Genomic DNA, 24,321 nt, shown 5'->3' on the forward strand with positions numbered 1-24,321 from the left:
GGCTGGCCTGGTTGCGGGCAGTTTTCCGGCGAGGCAGAAATCAGAAACGCACCCCGGCGCTGTACCCGGCCCAGACGCGCACCAGGGTATTGCCACTCAGGGTTTCGGTTAGCAGATGTTGGCCCTGCCCTACCTGCGAATACACCGCCTGGCGGTCGGCGTCATAGCGCTGCGACACCAGCACGTTTACTTGCGGCCCGGCTACCAGGCGTACCCGTCCTCCCTTCCACAAGGCCCAGCCCACCAGCAGCCGGAGCTGGCTTTGCAGGTTCAGCTTTTTCGTCCAGCCGCTGGGCTCCTCGTTTACGTGCAGGGCCAGCGCATCGAGGCTCACGCTAAACCGCCGCCGGGCGGCCAACTCGGTGCCTAATCCATACCCCAGCCCCCAGCGCAGCTGGCCATCAAATGGCTGCGCTGCTCCCACGAACTGCGTGTAGAACAGCGCGCTGCCGCCCAGCTTGAGCGTGGCCAGCATCGGCCAGGTTTCACTATACAGTACATCCAAGCGGTGGTAGCCGTGGCGCACAAAGTTGAGCAGACCGATGCTGACGCCGGTTACCGTGTCTGCTACATTGAGCAGGCCGAGTTGCACCCCACGCACCCGGCGGGCCATATTGAGTATGCCCGCGGCTTGTAGTCCTCTCACCTCAGCCAAAGACACGTTGAGTACGCCCGCCGTTTGTACCAAACGACCAGTAGTCTCCGCCGCATCGGGCCGGGGCGGGCCGGCATAGTTGAGTACCCCAGCCGCCTGCCAGCCGGCCAAGGGCCGCGCCGCTACGTTCAGCACCCCGGCCAGCTGCACACCCCGGCCCCCGCCACCTACTACGTTGAGTGCCCCAGCCGCCTGCAGCCCGCGCAGGTGACGCCCGGCCAGATTGCCTACCCCCGCCAGCTGACCGCCGCGCACGGTGTCGCGGTCGAGGTTGAGTACTGACCCCATTTCCAGCCCACGTAGCCCGGCGGCGTAGCCTACCAGCACGTTCACGGAATAGCGGTTAACGGCCCGGCCGGTCCGGAGCCCGTTGGTTCCCAGGGGTGGAACCAGGGTTATCTGCCAGGTGTGCTCGTCATATAATGAGTTATCAGAGCGCGGGGACATTACTGGCGCTTTGGCCTGGGCTGTGTCGCGCGCGTGCAACCCTGCTTTTGCCCGCATAATGCTCACGGTAAGGCTGTCGATAAAGCGTGAGGCCCGCGCCCCCCGCTGGCGCCAGCGGGCCGAGTCGGCGCTAAAGTCCAGGGGCGGCACGGCGGCAACCCGCTGGGCAGTGGTTTTCAGCTGCCGGCCTTTAATCTGAGCCTGGCGCTTCATAGCTGCTAAAGTTTGCTGCGCCTTGGCCATGATATTGCCCAGGTTGAAATACGCGGCCGTATCGGCGGCCATGTTGATGGTATCGGCAGCAGAAAGCGTGGGAGCCGACAAGTCAGGCACCGGAGTAGCTGCCACGGATGCTGTGGCGCTGGTCGTAGTGGCCAGCTGCCGAGCCAAAGGGGGCTTTTTTACCCGCACTCCTACCCGGCGGGTAGGCAGGGGGCGCAGCGGTACCGCCTGCCGGGGTGGAGCCGGTGGCCCAAGAGGCTTGGGATAAATGCCCGCCCCCGCCAAAAGTCCCGCCGGGGGCCGGTCGTTGGTGCGCCAGAGCACTATCTGGCCTTCCACCACGGCGTAGGAGAGTCGCAACGGCCGGCAAAAGGCATCGAGGGTATAGTAAAGGGGCCGCGGCGGGCCCGGCGGAATCGTGACGCGCGTTTGCAGCGGCACGACGGTACTGCTATAGCTGAACGATACGTGCGCCTGCCGGCTCAACTCGCGCAACACCACGCTTAAGGGCTGATTGTCGGCCGTAACAGGCACCGGCCGCTGGAGCACCGGGGGCATCTGGGCCCAGGTCAGCAGAGGCAGCCAACAAAGCAGAAACAGGAACAGATGCCGCATACAAACCGGATAGCCCAGCAAAAGTACGGAGCGCCGGTATAGAGCCGGAAAGTAAAGATGCAGGCCTTGTTTACGGACGCGGAGCCCCCGCCGCGGAGCAGCCGGCCCCACGGAGCACGTAGCTACCGTCGGGCTTGGTGGAGAGTTCAGCACTTAGGGCCAGGCTCAGCACCCGCAGTACCTGGATGGGCGTAGGCGCCGGAAATGAGCCTTTGAAGCGGCAGGCAAGCAGCGTAGAATCGGACACCGTTACCCGCGTGTGGAAAGTGGTTTCGAGGGTGCGCAAGACGTGCGCTACCGGTGCATTGTCGAAGCTCAGTTCCTGCTGCTGCCAGGCCCGGAAGTTGGAGTCGGCGGTAAGCGTGCGGCGGGCCCGCTGGGGCTGTTTACCCTGAACTACGCCCCGCCGGCCGGGCAGCAGCAGTACGGTATCGGCAGGCGCAGCCCGGGGCCCGAAGGCCACCTTACCCGTTACAACGGAAACCTCCACGGAGTCCTCCCCCGGATAGGCCCGCACGTTAAACGAAGTGCCCAACACCTGGGTGCGAGAGGTTGAACTCAGCACGGTGAAGGGCCGCTGCGGGTTTTTCGTAACATCGAAGAAAGCTTCTCCCGTCAGCTGTACTTCCCGCGGCCCGGCCTTGAAACCGGCTGCGTAGTGCAGGGTGGATTGGCGGTTCAGCCATACCTTGCTCCCATCCGGCAAGCCTACCACGCGCACCGCGCTGCCGGCCTCCACGGCTACCATCGGGAGGTTGGCCGGAGCCCCGGAGCGGGTGAAGCGCCACACGCCTACGGCGCCCAGCAGCAACAGAATGGCCGCCGCTACGCGCAGCCAGCCTTGCGAGGCCCACATCGGCACTATGCGGGCTTCGGGCCGGGGCGCAGCTTCGGTTTTTGCGGCCGGAATGTTTTCCCGCGTTCGAAAGCGTTGCCAGGCTGCTTCTACGCTGGCCTCCGTGAAGAGCGGGGCCGGTGGGGTAGCCTGTTCCCAGGCCCGGGTAGCCTCCCGCAGCCACTGCTGCCCCTCGGGCTGGGCCTGCACCCAGGCCTGTAGCTCGGCCTGCTCAGCCGGCGTCGCCTCGCCCGCCAGCTGCTTGGCAAGCAGCTCCCAGGGAGCATCAGACGCAGGTACGGGGGCAGACATAGCGCGAAGAAACGAAGAGTCAGCCAATGGCTGGTAGCACAGGAACCGACTGGCCGGCCAAATTCGGGATTTTCCGACTGGTGCCCACCATGTCCGGTCCCGGAAAGTGTCGCCCTGCCCCCTCTTTCAACCCAGGCGGTCAGGGCGGCCGGACGCTAGTTGTCGCTCAGCACCCGGCCCGAGCCCGATATCTGGGTATTGATACTGGGTTGCCCTCTGTAGTACACGTTGCCGCTTCCGCTGATGCGTACATCCAGCTTTTCGGCAGCACTTACTCGTACCCGGCCCGAGCCAACCAGATCCACATCAACGGCATCCGTATCGAGGTCGTAGCTGTTTACCTGCCCGGAGCCGCTGAGGCTGATTTCGTGGCGGGCGGCGTTGCCCCGCCAGTTAGCTCGCCCGGAGCCCGAAATCGTAGTAGCCAAAGCAGTAGCCTGCTCACAAGCCAGGTCGGTACTTCCCGAGCCACTAATGGTTACCTCAAGACGGGGCAGCAGCCAGGTGTTGGTGCTTTCAATACGCCCGGACCCCGCCAGAGTAACCCGGCTGAGCGTAGGAGTGGTCAGGTAAACGCGAATCCGGTCGTGCTTGCGCACCGTGGTGCGGCCGAAGTCAATATGCAGCCGGTTGCCCTCTACATCGGTTTCCAGCACGTCAAGAATGTTGCGCTGCGCTTCTACGCGCACTTCCTGCGTGAGGCCCTGGGTGAGGTACACCTCCGCATCGATGGGAAGCTCAAGCTCCGTGAAGTCCCGGACAGAACGGTTTTCCGACGTCATGGGGCCGCTACCGCGCACGGTAGGGCCCATGATGTCGTTGTGGCAGCTGGCCAGCAGAACGGTCAGCGGCAGCAGAGCGGAGAGCAGGAACGTTTTCATAGCAGAAAAAGGGGGTTGAAGAGAACAGAAGATTGGTTTCTCTTCTAAGACCCGCAACCCGGCTCCTACCCCTACGCGGCCGGAAATATTTTTCAAAAAAGATTCTTTTAGCAACTCAGCTGACGCCCCAATGCGCTGGGCATTTCGCGCCGTCGCACCCGCTTCCGGTACGTTCATGCCCTCATAAGCGAAGGCGCAGCCACGGTCCGAAAGCACCCGCTCACCACCCAAACCCGGTCGTTGGCATCTATCATGGGCAAGGAATAGCAGTCTATTCTCTATATTCGTTTGATAAGTCCTTGGCTGCGAATGGCCGCCGTACCCAGGCCTGGCCGTAGTGGGCTGCGGGTACCCAGCATGCTTATGCGAGTACAAGGAAGCTACCCCGCGTTGTATCTTTATGCCGGGCAGCAGCTGCTTTTCGTTTGTGTTTCTGCCATTTACCCTTTTTTCGCACCGCTCTTTCCTGCCTCTATCGATGAAAACGCTACTTGCCCAACGAATGACAGCCACGTTGCTGGGGCTGACCCCTCTTGCCGCCGGGGCCCAGGGCCTTACCAATGATGGCGCCGTCATCACCATCGAAGCCGGGGCCACGGTCTACGTTTCGGAAGCTGTAACCAACAAGGCAAGCAGCACGCTTACCAACAACGGGCGGCTCGTGATAGGGGGCAACCTTACCAATGCCGGCAGCCTTACATCGGGCGGGCAGCTGGTATTTGCAGGCAGCGCACCACAGGAGCTGGATGCCACCGGCGCCACTCTGGCCCGCGTGCGCGTGAGCAACTCCGGCCCCGACGGCAGCAACCACCTGAAGTTTCTCGCCAATACCACTATCACCGATTCGCTTACGCTCACCAAGGGCATGGTGCAAACGCCCGTGGCCGTTACCATCACCCTGCCCAATGGCGCCGTGCTAAGCGGCGAAGGCACCAAACAGTACGTGCAGGGCAATCTGCGGATTGAGCGCAGCAGCCTGGCTGGCGGCAGCGCCACTGATTTCGGGCACGGCTTCAGCCTCAATCCTGGTACCAACGCGCTGGGCACGGTGGCCGCCACGCGCACGGCCGGCCTGCAAACCGCCGGCGTGAGCTACGGCCAGCTGGGCAGCAACAAGGGCATCGACCAGCTGTGGCGGGTAGAAGCAGGCATCGCGCCGACCACGCCCGTGCAGGTGCAGCTCAGCTGGCTTGCGGATAATGATAACGGTCTGACGGATTTCTCGCAGGCCCAGATCTGGCGCGGCCCGGCCGCTGCGGGCCCATGGGTGGCACTGGGCGCCCCCACCAACGCCAGCAGCCGCAGCATCAGCGGCAGCTCCAACGCGCTGGGCTTTTTCACCGTCAGCAACCTGGCCAACCCGTTGCCGGTGGAGCTGCTGAGCTTCACGGCCGAGCGTCAGGGCGAAAATGGCCTGCTGCACTGGACCACCGCCACTGAAAAGGACAACGCGCACTTCGTAGTGGAATCCTCCGTGGATGGCACCACATTCCGGCGCATCGGGCAGGTAGCCGGGCACGGTACCACCGTACAACGCCAGGATTACCGGTTCAAGGACGTGAACGTAGCTCGCTACGCCACGGAGCTGGTTTACTACCGGCTGCGGCAGGTAGACAACAACGGGGTGGAGCACCTGGCGCCGGTGCGGACCATCAACGTGCCTTTACAGGTCTTTTTCGCAGTGCAGGCGTATCCCAACCCCTTCCAGAATGCGGGCGTGGGCGTGGTAGTCCGTACGTCGCAGGCCAGCCCTGCCACGCTGCTCGTCACCGATGCCGTGGGCCGCGTGCTGGTGTCGCGGAAAGTAACGCTGGGCAAAGGCAGCAACGAAGTGGCGTTGCCGGAAGCCCAGCAATGGTCGCAGGGCCTCTATCTGCTGCGCGTGCAGCAGGGGCCACAGCAGGAAGTCCTGAAGCTTATCCGGGAATAACCCTCCCTTAATAAGCCCGCAAGGCCCGTTGGGGTCCGGTTGTTGGTTGAAGTTCTCAGCTAACTAACCGGCCTCAACGGGCCTTTGTTGGTTACGGCTAAAACAGCCAGCTGTATAGGTTACGCAGAACGCCGCTTAGCTGCTGACGCAGCACCCGTAGGGCTTTGCCCATCTGATTTTCTACGGTTTTCGGCGAAATTTCCAGTGCGTCGGCTATCTGCTGGTAGGTCATTTCCTCGTAGCGACTCAGCATAAACACGGCCCGGCACTGCGGCGGCAGGGCAGCCAGCGCCGCTTCTACCGACTCTGCTGCTTCCTGGTGGTGCAGCTCCTCGTCGGCGCTCTGCCCGAGGGGTTCTATCGTGCCGGTGGCTTCGTCCCAGGCTACCTGCCGCTTGCCCCGCTCCACGTAGCGCAAAGCCGCATTCAGGGCAGCCCGGTAGAGGTAGGCCCGGTAAGTAGTAGTAATGACAAGCGTTTCCCGGCTTTGCCAGACGCGGGCAAATACATCCTGCAACAAATCCTCCGTGGCCTCCCGGTCCTGCACCACGCGCTGAATCACCTGCCCCAGGGGCCGGTAAAACTCCCGGAACAGCACTTCCATAAACGCGGGCTGGTCGGTACTGCGCAGGTGCGCCAACCGGGTTTCAAGCACGTCGGAAGAAAGGGCTGCAGCCATGCGTATGAAGGCGAATCGCGGCCTAAAGCTACAGGTTTCGGCGCGTTTCTGAAGCCGGATTTTGACCTTCCGCGCGGCGTCTGTCGTATAGCGGGCATCTTACCGCTTTCTGCTTATGCCTCGCTCCTCTACCTCTGCCGCCGTAGCGGCGCTGTTGCTGTTTGCCGCCTGCCAGGGTCGTGAAAACCCGTACGGTACCGGTCCCCAAAATCCGGCCGCCGAAAAAGAGGCACCGCCCGTGGCCCAGAGCCTGGCCGGCACCTACGCCGATACCATTCCCTGCGCCGACTGCCGCGGCATCCTCACCAACCTGCAGCTGAATGCCGATAGCACCTACGTGCTGCGGGAAACCTACCTCGACAAGCAGCCCGAGCCAACCGAGCAGCGCGGCAACTGGCGCCTGCGCGGGCAGGTACTCACGCTGCCACCCAGCGGCGCCCACCCCGGCCGTAGCTACCTGGTAGAAACGAGCAGCCAGCTTTTGTTGCTGGATGGCAGCGGCAAGCCCATCCGGGATGCCAACCTCGACTATTCGCTGGAACGGCAGTAATCAGGCGGCCGGAGCAGGCTCAGCGGGTTTGGTGGGCGTCATGTCCAGCTCACGCAGCTTGTTGGCGCGCCAGGCCGTCACCATTACCACCAGTATCGTCATCGAGCCCCCGAAGACCACCGAGGCCGCCGTGCCCAGCCACTTGGCCATAGCGCCCGACTCAAAGGCCCCGATTTCGTTGCTGGAGCCGATGAAGATGTTGTTGACGGCCGACACGCGCCCTTTCATATGCTCCGGCGTGAACGTGTGCAGCAGCGTGGAGCGCACAATCACCGATACGGAGTCGAACACGCCGGTGAGGAACAGCAGCACCAGGGAAAGCCAGAAGTTGCGCGACAGCGCAAAGCAGATGGTAGCCAGCCCAAAGCCCCCCACGGCCCACAGCAGCTTGCGGCCCGCGTGGCGGCGCAGTGGAAAATAAGTTAGCAGCACGGCCATCAGCACCGAGCCCACTGCCGGCGCAGCCTCCAGGTGACCCAGGCCGGCGGCTCCCACCTTCAGAATATCTTCGGCGAAAACTGGCAGCAGCGCCACCGCCCCCCAAACAGCACGGCAAACAAATCCAGGGAAAGCGCCGCCAACACCAGCTGATTGGAAAAAATAAACTGCAGGCCCGTGAGAATACTCTCGCGGAAATCGAGCCGGGCGCCAACCTGCACCGGCAAGGGCCGCGACGCAATACTGCCGAACATCAAAAGCGTCAGCATAAGCAGCACGGTAGATACTGTGTAGGCGCTGGCTACGCCCAGGTGCGCAATAAGGTAGCCCCCAATTACCGGCCCCAGCACCGAGGATCCTTGCCAGGTGGTGCTGTTCCAGGTAATGGCGTTGGCCAGCTTTTCACGGTCGGGCAGCAGCTGCGGCATAAACGAAAACAAGGCCGGACCCAGAAAACCCCGCGCAATGCCACTCACGAAGATGACGGCGTAAATAGGCAGTGTGCCAAGTCGGACGTCTTTTAGCAGCTCCAGGCCGTAGGGTGAGGCCAGCAGCGCCAGCGCCCCGGCACATAGCAGCAGCACCGCCACTGCCGACATAATAATGTTCTTGCGCCTGACGGAATCGGCCAGGTGGCCGGCGTACAGGGAAACGGCAATGCTCGGAATAGCTTCCGTCAGGCCAATCAGCCCCAGCTTCCAAGGGTCACCGGTAAGCTTGAACAACTGCCAGCTCACGACCAGTCCCTGGATGCGGGTGGCAATAACGAACAGCGCGCGGGCACTGATAAACCGCCGAAACTCCGGCAGGCGAAGCGCAGCGTAAGGGTCGTGGCCCGGGCGGGCAGCGGCAGATTCGGGCATAGGGCAAGGCAGGCATAAGCTGCAAAGGTAGGGCCTGCCCCATGGCCTCACCAGCTCGAGAATGGCAAATCGACTTCTTGGCCGCAATTGCGTAGTAGGCTGGCACCCCGGTTTCATTGCCCACCTCCTACCGTCTGGTTTCTATGTCACGCTTCCTCTACATTGCCCTGTTTCTGACAGCTCTGGGCGCTACGCCCGCACATGCTCAAACCACCGCGCCCGCCAAGGCTGGCGTGAAAACGGCTCTGAAGGATGGAGCCTTCCGCCGCCAGGGCACCATGATGCGCATCCAGAGCGGCAAAATCACCCGCCTTACCGCCCCTCTTAAGCTCACCAATGGCACCACCGTGCACCCCGATGGCCGCATCGTGGGTAAAAATGGCACTCAGCAGCTCCCCAATGGCCGCGCCATCAATATGCAGGGTGATATTGTGGGCCTGAGCGACGATATGCTGACGGCCGACGCCATTCAGCAGTTGGATGAAATGGTGACCGGCTACAAAGGCACGACGGTAGCTATGCCCAATGCCGTGTCTGCCGATGCTGCCAAGGCTCTGGCCCGCCTGGAACGTAAGGCCGCGCTGATGCAGCAACTCACGGAAAAGCTGGCGGAGCGTACCGCTCAGGCCGTACCGGTATCGGAGGAAGCTACCCGCATCAACGCCGAGCTCAGCGCGCTGGAAGCCCGTCAGAAACCTTGATTCTGAATCCGGCGGCACGTTTTTGCGCCGGGTGTGTGGCTGCGTTGTGGACTGCCCAGCCCTGCTTAACGCCCGGTTGTCGGACTTCGTGAAGAAGGCGTGAAAAAAGTTTGCCTTTTGGGCCCAGCCGGTATTGTGTTTGGTCAGCCGGTTTTCTACATTTGGTCAGGAGGTTGCTTTAATCCCCGAATTTTATACCCCTTCTTCTCCCCTAGCTGCGCAATATGGCCTAAAGCTCTACGTTCCCTTACCCGTAGCCTTTATGGAAACCATGCAGCCGAGCGACTCCGCGTTGATTTCGCTCTATATCAACGGACAAGAAGATGCCTTTGCCCTCTTGCTGGCCCGGCACAAAAGCCGTGTATTCACCACCATCATGCTGATCGTGCGGGACACCGACGTGGCTGATGATTTGCTGCAGGATACCTTCATCAAGGCTATTCACACCATGAAAAGCGGCCGCTACAACGAGGAAGGCAAGTTCTCGTCGTGGATCTGCCGTATTGCCCACAACTTGGCCATTGATTTCTTCCGCAAGGAAAAGCGTAGCCCTCTGCAAAGCCTGGATACGTCCAGCCACGCCTTCAACTCGCTTTCTTTGGCGGAAGAGGGCTCGGAGGCTGCTTTCACCCGCGAAGAAACCTATGCCCGCCTGCGGGAGTTAATACAAGACCTGCCGCCCGCGCAAAAGGAAGTACTCATTATGCGCCATTACGGCGAGATGAGCTTCCAGGAAATTGCCGACGCGACGGGGGTGAGCATCAACACGGCGCTGGGCCGGATGCGCTACGCGCTGATCAACCTGCGGAAAATGATGTCCGCGCAACCCGAACTCTATGATCAAAACCTTTACCCACGAGAAGCTCCTCCGGTACGTGTACAACGAATTGCCGGCTGACGAACAAAGCGAAATCGAGCAGGCCCTGGTGCACGACGCCGACCTGGCTGCCAAATGTGCCGACTTGCTGTTGGCTCAGCGCGCCCTCAACTCGCTGCGGCAGAACCCGCGCCCTGATACCACGCAGGCTATCCTGCAGTACTCGCGCACGTTTTTGAAGGCCGGCTAGGCTATACTTCTTTTCGGCATCTGGTATCTGTATACTTCTTGGCTGCCGCCGGGGTATGCTGGTATTAGATGCCGTTTTTTTGGCCGAACTTGCGGGCTCCCGTTGCCCCGTTGCGTTATGCGTAAAGCCGAGCGTTTCCAGCGTTTTCTGGAATACTTCACTACCCACTTTCCCGAGCCCGAAACGGAGCTGCAGTACGGCAGTCCCTACGAGCTGATTGTAGCCGTAGTCCTGAGCGCCCAGTGCACCGACAAGCGCGTGAATCAGATAACCCCGGAGCTTTTCCGGCAATTCCCCACGCCCGCTCACCTGGCTGCCGCCACCGCCGACGACATTTTTCCGCTGATTCGGAGTGTATCGTATCCCAACAACAAAGCCAAGCACCTAGCGGGACTAGGTCGGCTGCTGGTTGAGGAGTTCAACTCCGAAGTGCCCAGCAACCTGGACGATCTGCAGCGTCTACCCGGCGTGGGCCGCAAGACAGCCAACGTGGTGATGTCGGTGATTTACAACCAGCCGGCTATGGCCGTGGATACGCACGTGTTCCGGGTTTCGCACCGGCTGGGGCTCGTGAGCAAAAGCGCTACTACTCCGCTGGCTGTAGAGAAAGAACTCGTGCGCTATATTCCAACAGAGCTTATCCCCAAGGCACATCATTGGCTGATTCTGCACGGCCGCTACATTTGCGTGGCGCGCACTCCTAAGTGTGCCGTGTGCCCGCTTACTTCTATATGCGCTTACTATGCCCGGCAGGTAGCGCCTTTGCTGGAAAATTTGCCGAGCTTGCCATCAGCACCGAAAATGCCTCCTCAGGCCTGAAAACAAGGGTTTAGCAAGCCGATAAGTTTATTTTAGTATAAAACCAGCACTAGCAAGTTTATAAGCAACTCGCCTTCTCCAGTACTGCCTGCACCGTTGTGGCTATGCGTTGCCGGTCAAAGTGCTGTATGGCTACCTGCAGACCGCGCTGGCCCGCTGCCCGGAGCTGCTGCGGATTATTCAGCAGCATTTGTAGTTGTTGCGTCATCTGTACCGGCTCCGAGGCGGGTACGTACCAGCCAACCTGTTCCTTTTCCGCCAGTTCCCGCGTCCAGCCGTCGTTCGTGACGATGACGGGCGTACCGACCGCAAGGCTGTCGTAAAACTTGGCCGGGGAGTTAGCATCCAGCACCGGCAGCGCCAGAAATGACGCCACTGACACCTCAGCCAGTTTAAACCAGGCAAACACCGCGTGGCGGGGCTGTGGAGCCACGAGCCGGATGCCCGGGCACCGTTCCGCCGCTTCCCGCACCAGCGGCTCGTGGTAGCCGTGTCCCATGAACAGCCAACACATGCTAGCATCCTGGGCAAATAGCCGCTCGGCGGCTTCCAGCAGGGTGGGAATATCGTTGGCGCGCCCAAACGTACCAGCGTAGAGGAGCACGCGCCGGCCGGTTAGTCCATGTTGCGCCCGAAGGGCCCGTACAGCTTCTTCGGTGGCGCGAGCTGCCAGGTTCAGATCGGTTCCGTTGAGCACGGTTGTAATCTTTTCCGGCGCAATACCGACCTGCTCCACGTAGCGCGTCATATCCGGCGACAACGGCAGCACGTGCCGCGCCGACTGATACAGGCTTTTTTCCAGCGCATACAGCCCACGCTGCGCCAGCTTGCTCGGTACGGCGCCCATGGCAATAGGAAAGGAAGGCCACAAATCCTGCACCTCAAACACCCACGGTACCCGCCGCAGCCACGCCACCTGTGCCGCTGCCCAGGCAGCCGTGAGTGGCGTGCTGATGCCCCAGATAACGTCGGGCCTCTCTATTCGCAGGCCCTCGCGCACGGCGTAAGCTGCATATTGCCCAAACGACACGATGCGCCGCGCTACTCCCATCCGGTTCTCATAGGGCACGGCGGCGGCGCGCATCTCCACCCCGGCCGGCAGCCACGGAAACTCGTGCGTCAGCCGTTGCCGCTCCCAGGTGCTGGTGGTAATTAGCGTGACGCGGTGCGTGCGTGCAATATGCTCCAGTAGGGCATAGTGCCGGCTGGTAGCTGGGCAGTCGGGGTTGGTATGGTACTGGCTGAAGACGGCAATATGCACAGCAGATTACTTCTGAATTAGGTGTTTCTCTTCGCTATGCCTATCCAATCCAGCCCTCATCATTTCAGAAGCTACTTCTTGCGGGGACGGTATTTCGACTGGGTTAGAATGCGCTGGGCATCCTGCTCGGCCATCAGCTGGCGCAGCGTCACGTTGGGGTGCTCAGCCATGTACTTGCGCACAATCTGCCAGCCCAGCCACGTGCCTACCCGCCCCGGCGCAATGCGGTCGATTTCGGGCGTATTGGGCCGCTCGCCCACGTATTTCTGAATAACAAATGGCGTAGTGTTGTACAGCAGGTTCTTCTCGATGAAATGGCCCCACACTTTGCCTTCGTTGTACTCCAGGCCTTCCAACTCCCGGCCGGTATAGCCAATCAGCAATGAATCGGGAGTGCAGGGCAGCATTTTTTCGGCGAAGTACAGGGCCTTGCCAAACTGTACCATCTCGCTTAGCATCGTGGGGTTGGTGCGCGGGCGCTGGTTGTACTTGGTTGATACGGCCAACATCACGGTAGGCAGCAGGTGCGCCGGGGTGTAGCGGCGCAGAATGTATTCGGGCACGTTGGGCCGGTAGCTCGCCTTGGGGCCTACAAAGAAATCCAGCCCCAGCACCAGCAGGCTGTCGTTCACGAACACGTCCTGGCTCAGGCCACTCACAAACAGATTCACTGGCGGCACCCGGAAATCCGGAAACTCGTAGCGTACGTGCTGAAACGCCTGGTGCAGCTGCCGGCGCAGGGCGGCCGTGTCCTGGAAAGCCGCTTCGGTTTCGCGGCCCAGCTTCTGCAGGCCCGCATTGGTGGCCAGCTGCGTGAGGCGCTGGGCCAATACATTATCCGAAGGAAACTGCCGACGCTGCAGAAAATGGTTGGCAAAGCCGGGGTGCGCCTGCAGGAACTGCTGCGCATCGGCCGGGTTCTTTATTTGAAAGAAGGGCTTAATCAGGCTTTCCAGATGCACCGGGGCAGCCACGCGGGCTACTTCAGGGTTCTGCTCGCAGGTTTGTTTGTCGCGGCCGCAGCTGGCCAGGCCCGCCAGCAGCCCTACGCTCAGCGCCATTTGGAATACTGCCCGCATACAAATTCGTTTAAAGTTCACGTTTCTATCTTTGAGGCGAAATTAGCCAAAACCGAACGCCTCAACGTAGGCGCTAGTATCTGACCCTTCATTTCTTCGCTGCTTTATGAAAAAACTCTTTCTAGCACTACTGGCCGTGGGCGTTTCGGCCTCGGCGGCTTCGGCTCAGGTGGAAATCGGCCTGCGCCTTTCGCCCGCTGTTACCTCCCTGCGCGCTGATGGCTCGGCCAACAAATTCGAGGGCAAGTCGAAAGTCAGCCTTGGGGGCGGCCTTGTGGTCGATTATTTCTTTGGCGAAAACTATGCCTTCAGCACCGGCATCGACCTGGTAGGCAAAGGCGGCAAGCTCACGTACACAGACAAAGATCCTAATACTCAAGCCACTCTTCAGCAAGAGCTGAAAATCGGCGCGCAATACCTGCAGGTGCCGCTTACCATCAAGCTGTTCACCAACGATATTGCCACCGATACCAAGCTGTATTTCCAGCTGGGCGGCTATTTAGGCGCCAACATCGGCACCCGTATTGATGGTGAAAAGGAATTCACCGACCCCGGTTCCGGCAAAACCTTCAAGAGCAACAAATTTCTGCTGATTCCCGACGCCGGTGTGCTGGCGGGCTTCGGCACCGAATACCAGGTTGGCCAAAGCACCAAGGTATTTGCCGGCCTACGCTATCAGCGCGGTCTGCCCAACATCGACAACTACTTTGAGGACGAGCGGAGCTTCAGCAACGTCGTTATCAAAAACAGTGAGTTCGTCCTGGACCTGGGCATGAAATTCTAGCGAAGGCTGAATGAGTTAGTGGCTAAATGGCTAAGCCATTAACCAGTTACCAAGACAGGTATTCATTCCACCAGAAAACCATTTAACGGAAAACGCCCGCGTTGCTTTGAGCAGCGCGGGCGTTTCTTCTACTTGTCAGGCGGGGTTTCGCAGAAAACGGCCGTCAATTCAATTAATCAATGATTTCCAGCTTCGCGGTCCTGCAGGCGGCTCATGGCCGCGGCTGCCGAGTGTAGCTCGATTTCCTCGCCGTACTCGTCCTCGATGCGGTATTCGGTAATGCCGAGGGAAGTGTCTTTCATCACTTTCACCCATTTGTAGTACTTCAGGTACCACTTCATCTGGCGGCTCACCAAACCTTTGGTGTAGTAGGCATGCAGGAACGGATGCACGTTCAGCGTGACGCCCGACTGGTTTTGGGTTACCAGCAGGTCTTCAATGCTGTTGTCGATTTCATCCGTCACCAGGATGGAGGCCGAAATCTTGCCCGTGCCGCCGCAGGTGGGGCACACCTCGCCGGTCACGATGTTTTCGGCGGGTCGCACGCGCTGCCGCGTGATTTGCAGCAGCCCGAACTTGGTGATGGGCAGCACGGTGAAGCGCGCCTTGTCGTGCTTCATCACGTCCTTCACCACATCCTCCACCTTTTTGCGGCTCTCAGCCGACTTCATATCAATGAAATCGACTACGATGATACCGCCCATGTCGCGCAGACGCAGCTGTCGGGCTATTTCTTTGGCTGCCAGCATGTTGACCATCAAAGCCGTGGCTTCCTGGTCGCCTTCCTGGTTGCTTTTATTGCCCGAGTTTACGTCTACCACGTGCAGGGCTTCAGTGTGCTCAATCACGAGGTAGCCGCCGCCGGGCACCGTTACAGTTTTGCCAAACAGCGACTTGAGTTGCTTCTCGATGCCATGGTGCTCAAACACCTTCACTTTACCGCTATGGAGCTTGAGCAGGCCCACTTTATCGGGGGCAATTTTCTGCAGGTAGCTGCGCATCTCCTCGTACATCGGGGGCGAATCCACGATGATGGAGTCGAAGCTCTCGTTCAGCATGTCGCGCAGCATGGAGCTACTACGGCCTAGCTCGCCCAACACTTTATCGTTGGGCTTGGCTTTGCGCAGCGTCTGAAACAACTGATTCCAGTTGTCCACCATGCTTTGCATGTCTTTGTCGAGCTCCGCCACTTCCCGCCCTTCGGCCACGGTACGGATGATGACGCCAAAGTTGTCGGGCTTGATGGAGGCTATGAGGCGCTTGAGACGCTCCCGCTCCGTGCGGCTCACGATTTTCTTCGAGACGCTGATGGTATTGGAAAAAGGAACCAGCACGAGGTAGCGGCCAGCCATGGAAATATCCGTGGACAGGCGCGGGCCCTTGGTTGAAATCGGTTCCTTGATGATCTGAACCAGCAGCTGCTGGCTCTTCTTCAGGGTGTCGGCAATCTTGCCAACCTTGTCGAGCTGCCCGTCAAACTGAAAGGTTTTGAGTGGCCCAACGGCAATTTTCTGCGAATGCACGCCTTTCACCCACTTGTTGAGCGAGGGAAAATTCTCCCCTAGGTCGCCGTAGTGCAGAAAGGCGTCTTTTTGATACCCGATGTCAATGAACGCGGCGTTCAGACCGGGCATAACTTTCTTGACCGTGCCCAGGAAGATGTCACCAACCGAGTAGTTGGTGTCGTTGCGGTCGAAATGATATTCGATGAGCCGCTTGTCCTGTAGCAGGGCAATCCGTTCTCCGTCCTGAGTAGAATTAATGATTAATTCGTTACTCAATGGATTAAGCGGTTAGGAAGCACCCACAAGTTTGTGGCGAAGTCGGCAACCCGGAAACCCGTAAAGGGAAGCCGGTGCATCAGAGCACCAGCTTCCCTTCCAGGCCACGGGGAAAGCGCAGAATCAGCCACTCTCGGGGATACTAAATGAGAGATAGACGAATGCTTGGTCGGCCGCCGGTAGCGGCTACATTCGCCAGCAAACCCCGAAAGGCTTACTTCTTCTTGTGACGATTCTTGCGCAGACGCTTCTTGCGTTTGTGGGTAGCAATCTTATGACGCTTTCTTTTTTACCGCAGGGCATGGGTTAAAAGGGTTAGGTTGAAGAAATGATTATTGCAGCTTCTGCAATTCCTGATCGACCGATGCCGACAAGGCCGGATCGGTACTGTTTTGTTTTAGTTGGGTGAAGACCTTGCGCGCCTCGGCCCGGTTCTCCGTCTGCGCCAGGGAAACCCCGAGGTAGAACTGGCCGCTTTCGTTTTCGGGGTGGTATTTCACCAGTTCCCGGAAACGCTCCACGGCCTTTTCAGCCTGGTTGCTCTGCAACGACAGCACGCCCAGGTTGTAGAGCGCCTTTTCGTTGCGGGGGTCGGTAGCCAGCACCTCGCGCAGGAGCACTACGCCTTGTACGGGGTTTTCACTGGCCATGTACGCCATTCCCAGGTTGGTTTTGGCGTCCAGGTTGTCGGGGTTGTTTTTCAGCACCCGCTCGTACAGTTCCCGGGCTTTGGCGCTGAGCGTTTTGGCCCGCTCCTCAGTAGCGGCAAAGCTGAACGCTTCGAAGTACTGATCGGCTGCCTTTTTCCACGCCTGCTCGCCGGGCCGGGCTACGGCTACTTGCTCGTAGTAGTAGCCCGCGCTATCGAACTTGGTAACCGCCGCGTACTTGGCCGCCAATTGCCCCGCCAGTTGCAGCTTAGTGCTGGCATCGGCGGCGGTGTAGCGGGTGCGCAGCTGGCTCAGCTCTTTCTGCTGGGCTGGCGTAGCACTCATGTGCGGCTTTTCGGCGGATACGCCCGCAGGCGCCGCCCCTTCTACGGAGGCTGTGGAAGGCGCCGCAGCTCCCTGGTCACGGTTGGCCGTGCGGGCTGCTGTCTGGGCCAGTTCGCCTTTGCCTTCCTTGGGCTTCACAATGCCTTTAGGCAGGGCAAACAGGGCACCCACAACCGCCAGCGCGACGAGAACCAGAAGAAGCTGATGCGAGGAAGTACGGGTCATTCGGAGAAAAAAGCAGGCCGCCCGGCTTTCAAGGAAAACCCAGCGGCGCTGCCACAATGTTACGAAGAAACGAACTTAGGCCTGAGCCAGTTCTTTGATCTTCTTGCTGTTTTTGATCTTGCCGATGAAGGTTTTCGACGGCTTGAAGCTGGGGATGAAGTGCTCGTCGATGATAATCGACGTGTTTTTCGAGATGTTGCGGGCCACTTTCTTCGCGCGTTTTTTGTTCACGAAAGAGCCGAAGCCGCGCACGTAAATGTTGTTGCCTTCGGCCATCGAATCCTTCACGACTTTGAAGAAAGCCTCTACGGTAGCCGAAACGTCTGCTTTCTCGATGCCGGTCTTGTCGGCAATTTCGGCAATTACTTCTGCTTTAGTCACGCTGGTAAGTGTACTATGGGGTGAAAAAAAGTGGGGTATGATTCCCCGGTGCCAAACGTAAGCCTTTGCCCGATAGGCGGTTCGCTTACGAATTGGGGCCACAAAGGTAGTCCCCTTTTTTTGTTTTACAAACGTTTTCGCCTAAACCATTCGGGCATCTGCTTTCCTGACAACCCTTTCTGCTTCAACTTCTTGTCTGTATCCACTTCTCTACCGGCTTCGTCCTTTTTTGCTAACGCCCTGTTGGGGTGGTACCCACGCCACCGCCGGGACCTGCCCTGGCGCCATACCCGCGACCCGTACGCCATCTGGCTGTCGGAGGTAATTCTGCAGCAAACCCGGGTTAAGCAGGGCCTCCCTTACTACCTCGATTTCATCAGTGCCTACCCTACCGTGCACGATCTGGCCGCCGCGCCCGAGGATGAGGTACTGCGCCACTGGCAGGGCCTGGGCTACTACTCCCGGGCCCGTAACATGCACCACACAGCCCGGCAGGTGGTGCAGGACTATGGCGGCCGTTTTCCGGGCTCCTACGCCGGACTGCTGCAGCTGCGCGGCGTGGGCCAGTACACGGCTGCCGCCATTGCCTCCTTTGCCTACGACGAGCCCGTGGCTGTGCTGGATGGGAACGTATACCGGGTGCTGGCACGGGTGTTCGGCATCACGGCCGACATTGCCGCTCCCGCCAGCCGCAAGATTTTCCAGCAGCTGGCCGATACGCTCATTCCGGCCGAGCACCCCGCCGAGTTCAACCAGGCCGTGATGGAATTCGGGGCCCTGCAATGCACGCCTGCCAAGCCCGACTGCCTGTTCTGCCCACTGCAAAGCCAGTGCTTTGCGTTTCAGCACGGTATGGTGCACGAGCTGCCCGTGAAAAGTAAGGCCAAAGCAACCCGCACGCGCCACTTTCACTACCTGGTATTGCGTTACAACGATACCGTGTACATGCGCAAGCGTACCGGCAAAGACATCTGGCAGGGCTTGTACGATTTCGCCCTGCTGGAAACCGACTCACTGGAGGTAGCGCCTGCGGCAGTGGTGGCGCACGTAGCGCAGTTGGGCGGCCAGTTGGCTACCAACCACGTGGAGGAGCCCAGTGCTACTTTTCGCCATGTGCTAAGCCACCAGAAGCTCGAAGCGCGCTTCCATCCGTTGTGGCTGCAGGCGCCGCTGGCCGCCGAGCACCTGGCAGCATCGGGGTTGCAGCCGTTCACACTGGCCGAAGTGGAAAGTCTGCCCAAGCCAGTACTTATTACTAATTTTTTTAGCTGATATTTTAAGCTAAAAAATTTGGTATTTTATTTTTACTATAGTATCTTTAATATCAGAAAGCATTCCTGAATTTACTCTCTTAACTTTCTACAGATCAGACCATGGCAGGCATCAACAAAGTAATCCTGATTGGCAACCTGGGCAAAGACCCGGAAGTACGTCACCTGGAAGGCGGCGCCAGCGTAGCCCACTTCACGCTGGCTACCAACGACCATTATAAAGACAAGCAAGGCAACCGCGTAGAGCGCACCGAGTGGCACAACATCACGGCCTGGCGCGGACTGGCTGAAATGGCGGAGAAATACCTCAAGAAAGGCCACCAGGTATATATTGAGGGCAAGCTGCGCACCCGACAGTACCAAGACAAGGACAACCAGACCCGCTACATCACCGAAATTGTGGCCGATGAAATTACCATGCTCGGCGGGCGTCCTTCCGGCTCCGACGGCCCGGCAGCCCCCGAGCAGGCGGCTGCCGCGGCTCCTGTCACTTTCCGACAGGAGCCGGAGCTGGACCAGCTGCCGTTCTAACGTTTTCCCTCTTTCTTCCTGATAGAGCCCTGGCACGTAGCCGGGGCTTTTTGCGTTATAGGGTACAGTGCCCGGCAGTGGTTACCTTTGGTAGGTAAATGCGTTTCTGAATGTCTCTTTTCTCCTTTTTCCGGGCTGTATTGGTTGCCGGTCTCACGCTGATGCTGGCTGGCTGCTCGTCGGCGCCCGAGTACACGCCCAAGCCCAAGGGCTACAACCGCATCGACCTGCCGCCGCACCGCTACCAGCAGTTGGCACCGGGCCGCCCGTATACGTTTGAGTACTCGCGCTACGCTAAAATCCTGAGGGACTCCTCCTACCTGGCGCAACCGCACTGGATAAACGTGTACTATCCCTCGTTGCGAGCCAACGTGCAGATTACCTACACCAACGTGCAGCAAAACCCCAAGCTCTACAACAAGATGCTGGAGGACGCCCGCAAGCTTACCAGCAAGCACGAAATCAAAGCGTCGGCCATTGATGAAACCGTGCTGACAACGCCCAGCGGCATGCGGGTTTCGGTGTTTGAGCTGAGCGGTGAAGTCCCCAGCCAGTTTCAGTTCTACACCACCGACAGCACCCGGCACTTCTTCCGCGGGGCGCTGTACTTCCGCACCGCCACCGCCAACGACTCCCTCGCCCCGGTCATCGACTACGTGAAGACGGACATCGTGCGGCTGCTGAATACGCTGAAATATAAATAGGTCAAATTGTTGAATGGCTGAATAGTTGATTGCTGATCAGACTTCTCCGCAGCCGACCATTCAGCCATCTGGCCATTCAACCATTTACTCCTTGAGTACTTTCTTTCAGACCAAGATTGAATATCTGCGCGGAGTGGGCCTGCAACGGGCCCAGCTGCTGCAAAAAGAGCTGGGGTTGTTCACGTACGGTGACCTGATCCAGCGCTACCCTTTCCGCTACCTCGACCGCACGCAGTTCTATAACATCTGCGATCTGCACGACGACCTGCCCTACGTGCAGATAAAAGGCATTTTGCGCAACCGTGAAGTGGTGGGCGAAGGCCCCAAGAAGCGCATGGTAGCCAAAATAGCCGATGCCAGCGGGGAGCTGGAAGTCGTGTGGTTTAAGGGCGTAAACTACCTGGAGAAAATCATCAAGAACCACCAGGAGTACATTGTCTTCGGCAAGCCCACCATGTTCAATGGGCGGCCGCAGATGGCTCACCCTGAGTTGGAGGAAGTAACCGAGCAGAAGCCCGGCCAGAGCTTTCTGCAGCCCGTCTACAATACCACCGAGAAGCTCAAGAACTACCACCGCGTCGATAGCAAGGCCATTGCCCGCATGGTGGCCGACTTGCTGAAGATTGCGCTGCCGCAGGTAAATGAAACCCTGTCGACCGACCTGATCCGGCAGTACGGCCTGATGGACAAGGCCACGGCGCTCCAGCAGATTCACTTTCCGCAGAGCACCGAGTTGCTGCAGGCCGCGCGCTTCCGGCTGAAGTTTGAGGAGTTGTTCTACGTGCAGCTTAAGCTGTTGCGCCAGCGCGACCAGCGAAAGGTAGAGCTGGCCGGGCAGATTTTTCGGGAAGTGCCTTCCCTGGTACACTTCTACAAAAACGTGATGCCCTTCGACCTCACCGGGGCTCAGAAGCGCGTTATTCACGATATCTACAAGGACTTCTGCTCGGGCAAGCAAATGAACCGCCTGCTCCAGGGCGACGTAGGGTCGGGCAAAACCATTGTGGCCTTCATCAGCATGCTCATGGCCGCCGACAACGGGGCTCAAAGCTGCCTGATGGCACCCACCGAAATTCTGGCCGATCAGCACTATGTGGGCCTGAAGCAGTATGCCGACCTGCTGGGATTGAAGATTGGCCTGCTCACAGGCTCCACCCGTACGGCCGCGCGGCGCGTGTTGCACGAGCAACTGCGCTCGGGCGAGATGCACATGTTGGTGGGCACGCATGCCCTGCTCGAAGATGTGGTGCAGTTCCGCAACCTTGGTCTTACCATCATGGACGAGCAGCACCGCTTCGGGGTGGCACAGCGCTCCAAGCTCTGGCAGAAAAACCCGCACGTCATTCCGCACGTGCTGGTAATGACGGCCACGCCTATCCCACGCACCCTGGCCATGACGCTGTATGGTGACCTGGATGTATCTGTCATTGACGAGCTGCCGGCGGGCCGCAAGCCCATCGTCACGGTACACCGCTTCGATTCCAACCGCCTAAAAGTGTTTCAGTTTCTGCGCGACCAGATCAACCTGGGCCGCCAGGTCTACATCGTGTACCCGCTCATCGAGGAAAGCGAAGCCATGGCCGATTACAAGGACCTCATGGATGGGTACGAAAGCATTGCCCGCGCTTTCCCGGATTTCCAGATCAGCATCGTGCATGGCCGTATGACGTCCGGCGAAAAGGATGCCGAGATGCAGCGCTTCATTGAGCGCAAAACCCAGATTATGGTCGCTACTACCGTTATCGAAGTAGGGGTGAACGTGCCCAATGCGTCGGTAATGGTGATTGAAAGCACCGAGCGGTTCGGCCTCTCGCAGTTGCACCAGTTGCGCGGCCGCGTGGGCCGGGGTGCCGAGCAGAGCTACTGCATTCTGATGAGCGGCTACAAGCTCAGCAAAGACTCCCGTACCCGCATCGAAACGATGGTGCGCACCAACAACGGTTTTGAAATTGCCGATATCGACCTGAAGCTACGGGGCCCCGGCGACCTGATGGGCACTCAGCAGAGCGGCGTGCTGGATCTGCTCATTGCCGACTTAGCCAAGGACGGCCGTATCCTGACGGAAAGCCGGGCCGCAGCGCAACAGCTCCTGCTCGAAGACCCCGAATTAGCGAAACCAGACAACCAGCCCATCCGGCGCCATATTGAAAGTCTGCCGGCTACGGCTGTCAACTGGAGCCGCATCAGCTAGATACCTATATAGCGGAGTAGGCATAAAAAAAGCGGAATAATTATCCGCTTACTGGGTTTACTCGATGCTCATTACGGCCGAGGTGGTTACTATAGGAGCTGCCCCCGGTACCTGTCGGATGCCATGAGGATGCGTACTTACGTGCTGTACCAAAAAAGGCAATGCCTTAACGACCGGCTGAGCCTTACGGGCAGTAGCTACAGGCTGCTCCGAGGTTCGGACGAAGCGGCCGGCAATGATAAGTACGAAAAGAAGAAAGGTCTTGAGTAAAAACTTCATAGTAACAGGCCACAGGTGTGCGGCGGCATTTGTGCAAAAATTGAGCCAATACTCATTGACTCCTTAGTAAGTTGGTGCTTTGGCTGGTAGTAAAGCGCGGGTTGGTTTATACAACTTACGCAATAAAAAGTAGATTTTATCTACATGATTATGGCAATTATACAAAACCGGGCAAGAATCTGAGGCAAAGTAAGCGAATTAGCAGGAGAAAGGCGTTCAGTTTCGAGTTAAGAAAGCATGAACTTTTTTTCTGCAAATCACAGCTTACTATGCTAAGCCGGGTCCTTTACGGTAGTAAAGCCAGAGTTGATACCTTTGGACAGGACTTTTTTCTTTTTTTTTCTTCCTTTCAGATAACTCTCTTCTCTCGTGCATTTTATCTTAAAATATATTGGAGCCGCGCTGAGCTTGGCGGGACTTCTGCAAACAGCGCCTGCACTTGCCCAGAGTGTAAAGAAGGCGGCATTCAGCTACGTGCCCGAGCAAACCGACGACCGATACAACCAGCGGGTTCCGCGCAAAACGCTGTCCATACCCGGCACCACTGACTTTGTAGTGCTGGGACATAAGTCAGCTGCGGAGTACACCGTTGAGCGGTATGATATAGAGCTAAAAAAGGTGTGGACGGCTACTATTCCCATAGCGGCGGGCGAAAGCATTGAAACATTTGCTGCCAGCGCCACACAAGCCTTGGTGGTCGTTCATCATAAAGATGATGCCGCTCAGTACCTGGCTGTAACACCCATAGAGTTGAGCACCGGCCAGAAAGGGGCCGCTAAAAAGCTTATGGATGCCGCCCCCCGCGACCGGCGCCCCGGCATAGCCATTTCGCCCGATGGCAAACGCCTGCTGGCTTTCCGCTACCTCACCCGCGGGGTGCAGATCCGCGCTATCAGCGCGACGCTCTACGATCAGCAGCTTGCCAAAATCAAGGACCGCACTTACGATTTCCATGACCTCGGGGACTTCTTTTCGCCCGCCGTGCACGTGGCCAACGACGGCACCCAGTACATAACGCTGGTGAGCGATGGAATGAAAAAAGTAGCCGTGCGCCGCTACCGCCTCGACTCCAACGATGTGCAGGTGATGGCCGTGGCCGTTGGTGGTACGTTCGGTGGCAAGGTGGTCAACGTGTTCGATACCAAGTTCACGATGCAGCCAAACGGCGTCATCTTTGGCGCGGCTATTTGCACGGAACGCGAAACCGGCCAGTACTACAGCCTTAAGCTCATCAAGTTCGACCCCACCCAGGGCGGCGACCTAAAGTTCGCCCCTGAGTTCCGCTTCACGCCCGAATACCTAGCTGAGGTAAACAAGGCCAGCCAAACCAGCGCCAAGCGCCTCGAGGACGTGTACCTGTCGGACATCGTCTTCACCCCCGATAGTGCCCTGGTGGTAATGGCCGAGAAGAAGTACGAAGAAGGCGGCGACAACTCCCCCACCCACGCCCGTGAGTTGCACCTGTTTGGCTACAACCAGTTCCAGACGCCCACCTGGCACAGCATCATCGCCAAGGACCAAGTTGCGTCACCCGCCGAGGGTTTCGCCGGCATTGGCTACCGCGTGGCTGTTTTCGGAAATGAGCTGCAGATTGTTACGCAGGAGAAGCTCAAGAACAAGTCGGATCTATACCTACGCCGCGTGAATGCCCGCACTGGAGTGGTTACGGAGCCCAAGAAGCTTGGACTCAACGTGGCTTCCGACCAAAGCCTGGCTTACGTGAAGGACTTTACCACTTGGCTCGATGCCAAAACTATCATCGGGGTAAGCCGCCCCAACAAGAAAAGCGCCGCGCTGATGCTGAATAAGATTGTAGTAAAGTAAA

At 58.9% G+C, this 24,321-nt stretch carries 23 protein-coding genes; 12 read left to right on the plus strand and 11 right to left on the minus strand.

Features of this window, described 5'->3' with window-relative positions:
• Positions 1-40 precede the first annotated feature (40 nt).
• The 3 genes from LRS06_RS07810 to LRS06_RS07820 all read right to left on the minus strand — a co-directional run bounded on the left by LRS06_RS07810 (position 41) and on the right by LRS06_RS07820 (position 3,967).
• Positions 41-1,939 carry a hypothetical protein gene (locus tag LRS06_RS07810; RefSeq protein ID WP_257870973.1) on the minus strand — a complete coding sequence of 633 codons (1,899 nt, stop codon included), beginning with the start codon at positions 1,937-1,939 and terminating at the stop codon, positions 41-43.
• A gap of 70 nt (positions 1,940-2,009) precedes the next feature.
• Positions 2,010-3,086: a FecR family protein gene (locus LRS06_RS07815; RefSeq protein WP_257870974.1), complete on the minus strand. Its 1,077-nt coding sequence runs from the start codon at positions 3,084-3,086 to the stop codon at positions 2,010-2,012.
• Positions 3,087-3,241: 155 nt separating this feature from the next.
• Positions 3,242-3,967, minus strand: a complete 726-nt coding sequence (locus LRS06_RS07820; protein WP_257870975.1) for a head GIN domain-containing protein — start codon at positions 3,965-3,967, stop codon at positions 3,242-3,244.
• A 478-nt stretch (positions 3,968-4,445) separates the two neighbouring features.
• Between LRS06_RS07820 and LRS06_RS07825 the strand changes: the two genes are divergently transcribed.
• Entirely contained in the window at positions 4,446-5,897 is a 1,452-nt protein-coding gene (locus LRS06_RS07825; RefSeq protein WP_257870976.1) for a T9SS type A sorting domain-containing protein, read from the plus strand.
• Positions 5,898-5,994: 97 nt separating this feature from the next.
• On the opposite strand, the gene LRS06_RS07830 is transcribed toward LRS06_RS07825, so the two are convergent.
• Complete coding sequence (locus LRS06_RS07830) at positions 5,995-6,576, minus strand: RNA polymerase sigma-70 factor (RefSeq protein ID WP_257870977.1); 582 nt, start codon at positions 6,574-6,576, stop codon at positions 5,995-5,997.
• A gap of 115 nt (positions 6,577-6,691) precedes the next feature.
• On the opposite strand from LRS06_RS07830, the gene LRS06_RS07835 reads away from it, so the two are divergent.
• Positions 6,692-7,126, plus strand: a complete 435-nt coding sequence (locus tag LRS06_RS07835) for a copper resistance protein NlpE (RefSeq protein ID WP_257870978.1) — start codon at positions 6,692-6,694, stop codon at positions 7,124-7,126.
• On the opposite strand, the gene LRS06_RS07840 is transcribed toward LRS06_RS07835, so the two are convergent.
• Together LRS06_RS07840 and LRS06_RS07845 are read right to left on the minus strand one after the other, a co-directional pair.
• Positions 7,127-7,660, minus strand: a complete 534-nt coding sequence (locus LRS06_RS07840; RefSeq protein WP_257870979.1) for an MFS transporter — start codon at positions 7,658-7,660, stop codon at positions 7,127-7,129.
• Positions 7,624-8,427 (minus strand): MFS transporter, encoded by an 804-nt coding sequence (locus LRS06_RS07845; protein WP_257870980.1) that lies wholly within the window; start codon positions 8,425-8,427, stop codon positions 7,624-7,626. Before LRS06_RS07845 ends, LRS06_RS07840 begins: the two co-directional genes overlap by 37 nt.
• Positions 8,428-8,570: 143 nt before the next feature.
• On the opposite strand from LRS06_RS07845, the gene LRS06_RS07850 reads away from it, so the two are divergent.
• The 4 genes from LRS06_RS07850 to nth all read left to right on the plus strand — a co-directional run bounded on the left by LRS06_RS07850 (position 8,571) and on the right by nth (position 11,014).
• On the plus strand, positions 8,571-9,128 hold the full coding sequence (locus LRS06_RS07850) for a DUF6799 domain-containing protein (RefSeq protein ID WP_257870981.1): 558 nt from the start codon (positions 8,571-8,573) through the stop codon (positions 9,126-9,128).
• Positions 9,129-9,390: 262 nt separating this feature from the next.
• Positions 9,391-10,026: an RNA polymerase sigma factor gene (locus tag LRS06_RS07855; RefSeq protein WP_257870982.1), complete on the plus strand. Its 636-nt coding sequence runs from the start codon at positions 9,391-9,393 to the stop codon at positions 10,024-10,026.
• Positions 9,965-10,195 carry a hypothetical protein gene (locus LRS06_RS07860; protein ID WP_257870983.1) on the plus strand — a complete coding sequence of 77 codons (231 nt, stop codon included), beginning with the start codon at positions 9,965-9,967 and terminating at the stop codon, positions 10,193-10,195. Before LRS06_RS07855 ends, LRS06_RS07860 begins: the two co-directional genes overlap by 62 nt.
• 117 nt (positions 10,196-10,312) lie before the next feature.
• Positions 10,313-11,014, plus strand: coding sequence for an endonuclease III (gene nth, locus LRS06_RS07865; RefSeq protein WP_257870984.1), 702 nt, complete (start codon positions 10,313-10,315; stop codon positions 11,012-11,014).
• A 58-nt stretch (positions 11,015-11,072) separates the two neighbouring features.
• Here nth and LRS06_RS07870 read toward each other — a convergent pair whose 3' ends face one another.
• Together LRS06_RS07870 and LRS06_RS07875 are read right to left on the minus strand one after the other, a co-directional pair.
• Positions 11,073-12,275 carry a glycosyltransferase family 4 protein gene (locus tag LRS06_RS07870; RefSeq protein ID WP_257870985.1) on the minus strand — a complete coding sequence of 401 codons (1,203 nt, stop codon included), beginning with the start codon at positions 12,273-12,275 and terminating at the stop codon, positions 11,073-11,075.
• Positions 12,276-12,346: 71 nt separating this feature from the next.
• Entirely contained in the window at positions 12,347-13,354 is a 1,008-nt protein-coding gene (locus tag LRS06_RS07875) for a gliding motility lipoprotein GldB (protein ID WP_257870986.1), read from the minus strand.
• 106 nt (positions 13,355-13,460) lie between these two features.
• Here LRS06_RS07875 and LRS06_RS07880 point away from each other — a divergent pair, with 106 nt between their 5' ends.
• On the plus strand, positions 13,461-14,138 hold the full coding sequence (locus LRS06_RS07880; protein ID WP_257870987.1) for a porin family protein: 678 nt from the start codon (positions 13,461-13,463) through the stop codon (positions 14,136-14,138).
• A 176-nt stretch (positions 14,139-14,314) separates the two neighbouring features.
• Here the strand turns inward: LRS06_RS07880 and LRS06_RS07885 are convergent, their stop codons facing one another.
• From LRS06_RS07885 to LRS06_RS07895, 3 genes are all read right to left on the minus strand, one after another.
• Positions 14,315-15,919 (minus strand): Rne/Rng family ribonuclease, encoded by a 1,605-nt coding sequence (locus LRS06_RS07885; protein WP_257870988.1) that lies wholly within the window; start codon positions 15,917-15,919, stop codon positions 14,315-14,317.
• Between the two features lie 332 nt (positions 15,920-16,251).
• Positions 16,252-17,139: a tetratricopeptide repeat protein gene (locus tag LRS06_RS07890; RefSeq protein WP_257870989.1), complete on the minus strand. Its 888-nt coding sequence runs from the start codon at positions 17,137-17,139 to the stop codon at positions 16,252-16,254.
• A 75-nt stretch (positions 17,140-17,214) separates the two neighbouring features.
• On the minus strand, positions 17,215-17,520 hold the full coding sequence (locus LRS06_RS07895; protein WP_196954337.1) for an HU family DNA-binding protein: 306 nt from the start codon (positions 17,518-17,520) through the stop codon (positions 17,215-17,217).
• A 192-nt stretch (positions 17,521-17,712) separates the two neighbouring features.
• Here LRS06_RS07895 and mutY point away from each other — a divergent pair, with 192 nt between their 5' ends.
• The 5 genes from mutY to LRS06_RS07920 all read left to right on the plus strand — a co-directional run bounded on the left by mutY (position 17,713) and on the right by LRS06_RS07920 (position 24,320).
• Entirely contained in the window at positions 17,713-18,792 is a 1,080-nt protein-coding gene (gene mutY, locus LRS06_RS07900; protein ID WP_257870990.1) for an A/G-specific adenine glycosylase, read from the plus strand.
• Positions 18,793-18,893: 101 nt separating this feature from the next.
• Positions 18,894-19,322 (plus strand): single-stranded DNA-binding protein, encoded by a 429-nt coding sequence (locus LRS06_RS07905; protein WP_257870991.1) that lies wholly within the window; start codon positions 18,894-18,896, stop codon positions 19,320-19,322.
• A 110-nt stretch (positions 19,323-19,432) separates the two neighbouring features.
• Positions 19,433-20,026, plus strand: a complete 594-nt coding sequence (gene gldD, locus LRS06_RS07910; RefSeq protein WP_257870992.1) for a gliding motility lipoprotein GldD — start codon at positions 19,433-19,435, stop codon at positions 20,024-20,026.
• Positions 20,027-20,117: 91 nt separating this feature from the next.
• Positions 20,118-22,217, plus strand: a complete 2,100-nt coding sequence (gene recG / locus LRS06_RS07915; protein WP_257870993.1) for an ATP-dependent DNA helicase RecG — start codon at positions 20,118-20,120, stop codon at positions 22,215-22,217.
• A gap of 648 nt (positions 22,218-22,865) precedes the next feature.
• Positions 22,866-24,320: a hypothetical protein gene (locus LRS06_RS07920; protein ID WP_257870994.1), complete on the plus strand. Its 1,455-nt coding sequence runs from the start codon at positions 22,866-22,868 to the stop codon at positions 24,318-24,320.
• Position 24,321: the final 1 nt, after the last annotated feature.

The organism is Hymenobacter sp. J193 (genome assembly GCF_024700075.1).
Classification (GTDB): Bacteria; Bacteroidota; Bacteroidia; order Cytophagales; family Hymenobacteraceae; genus Hymenobacter.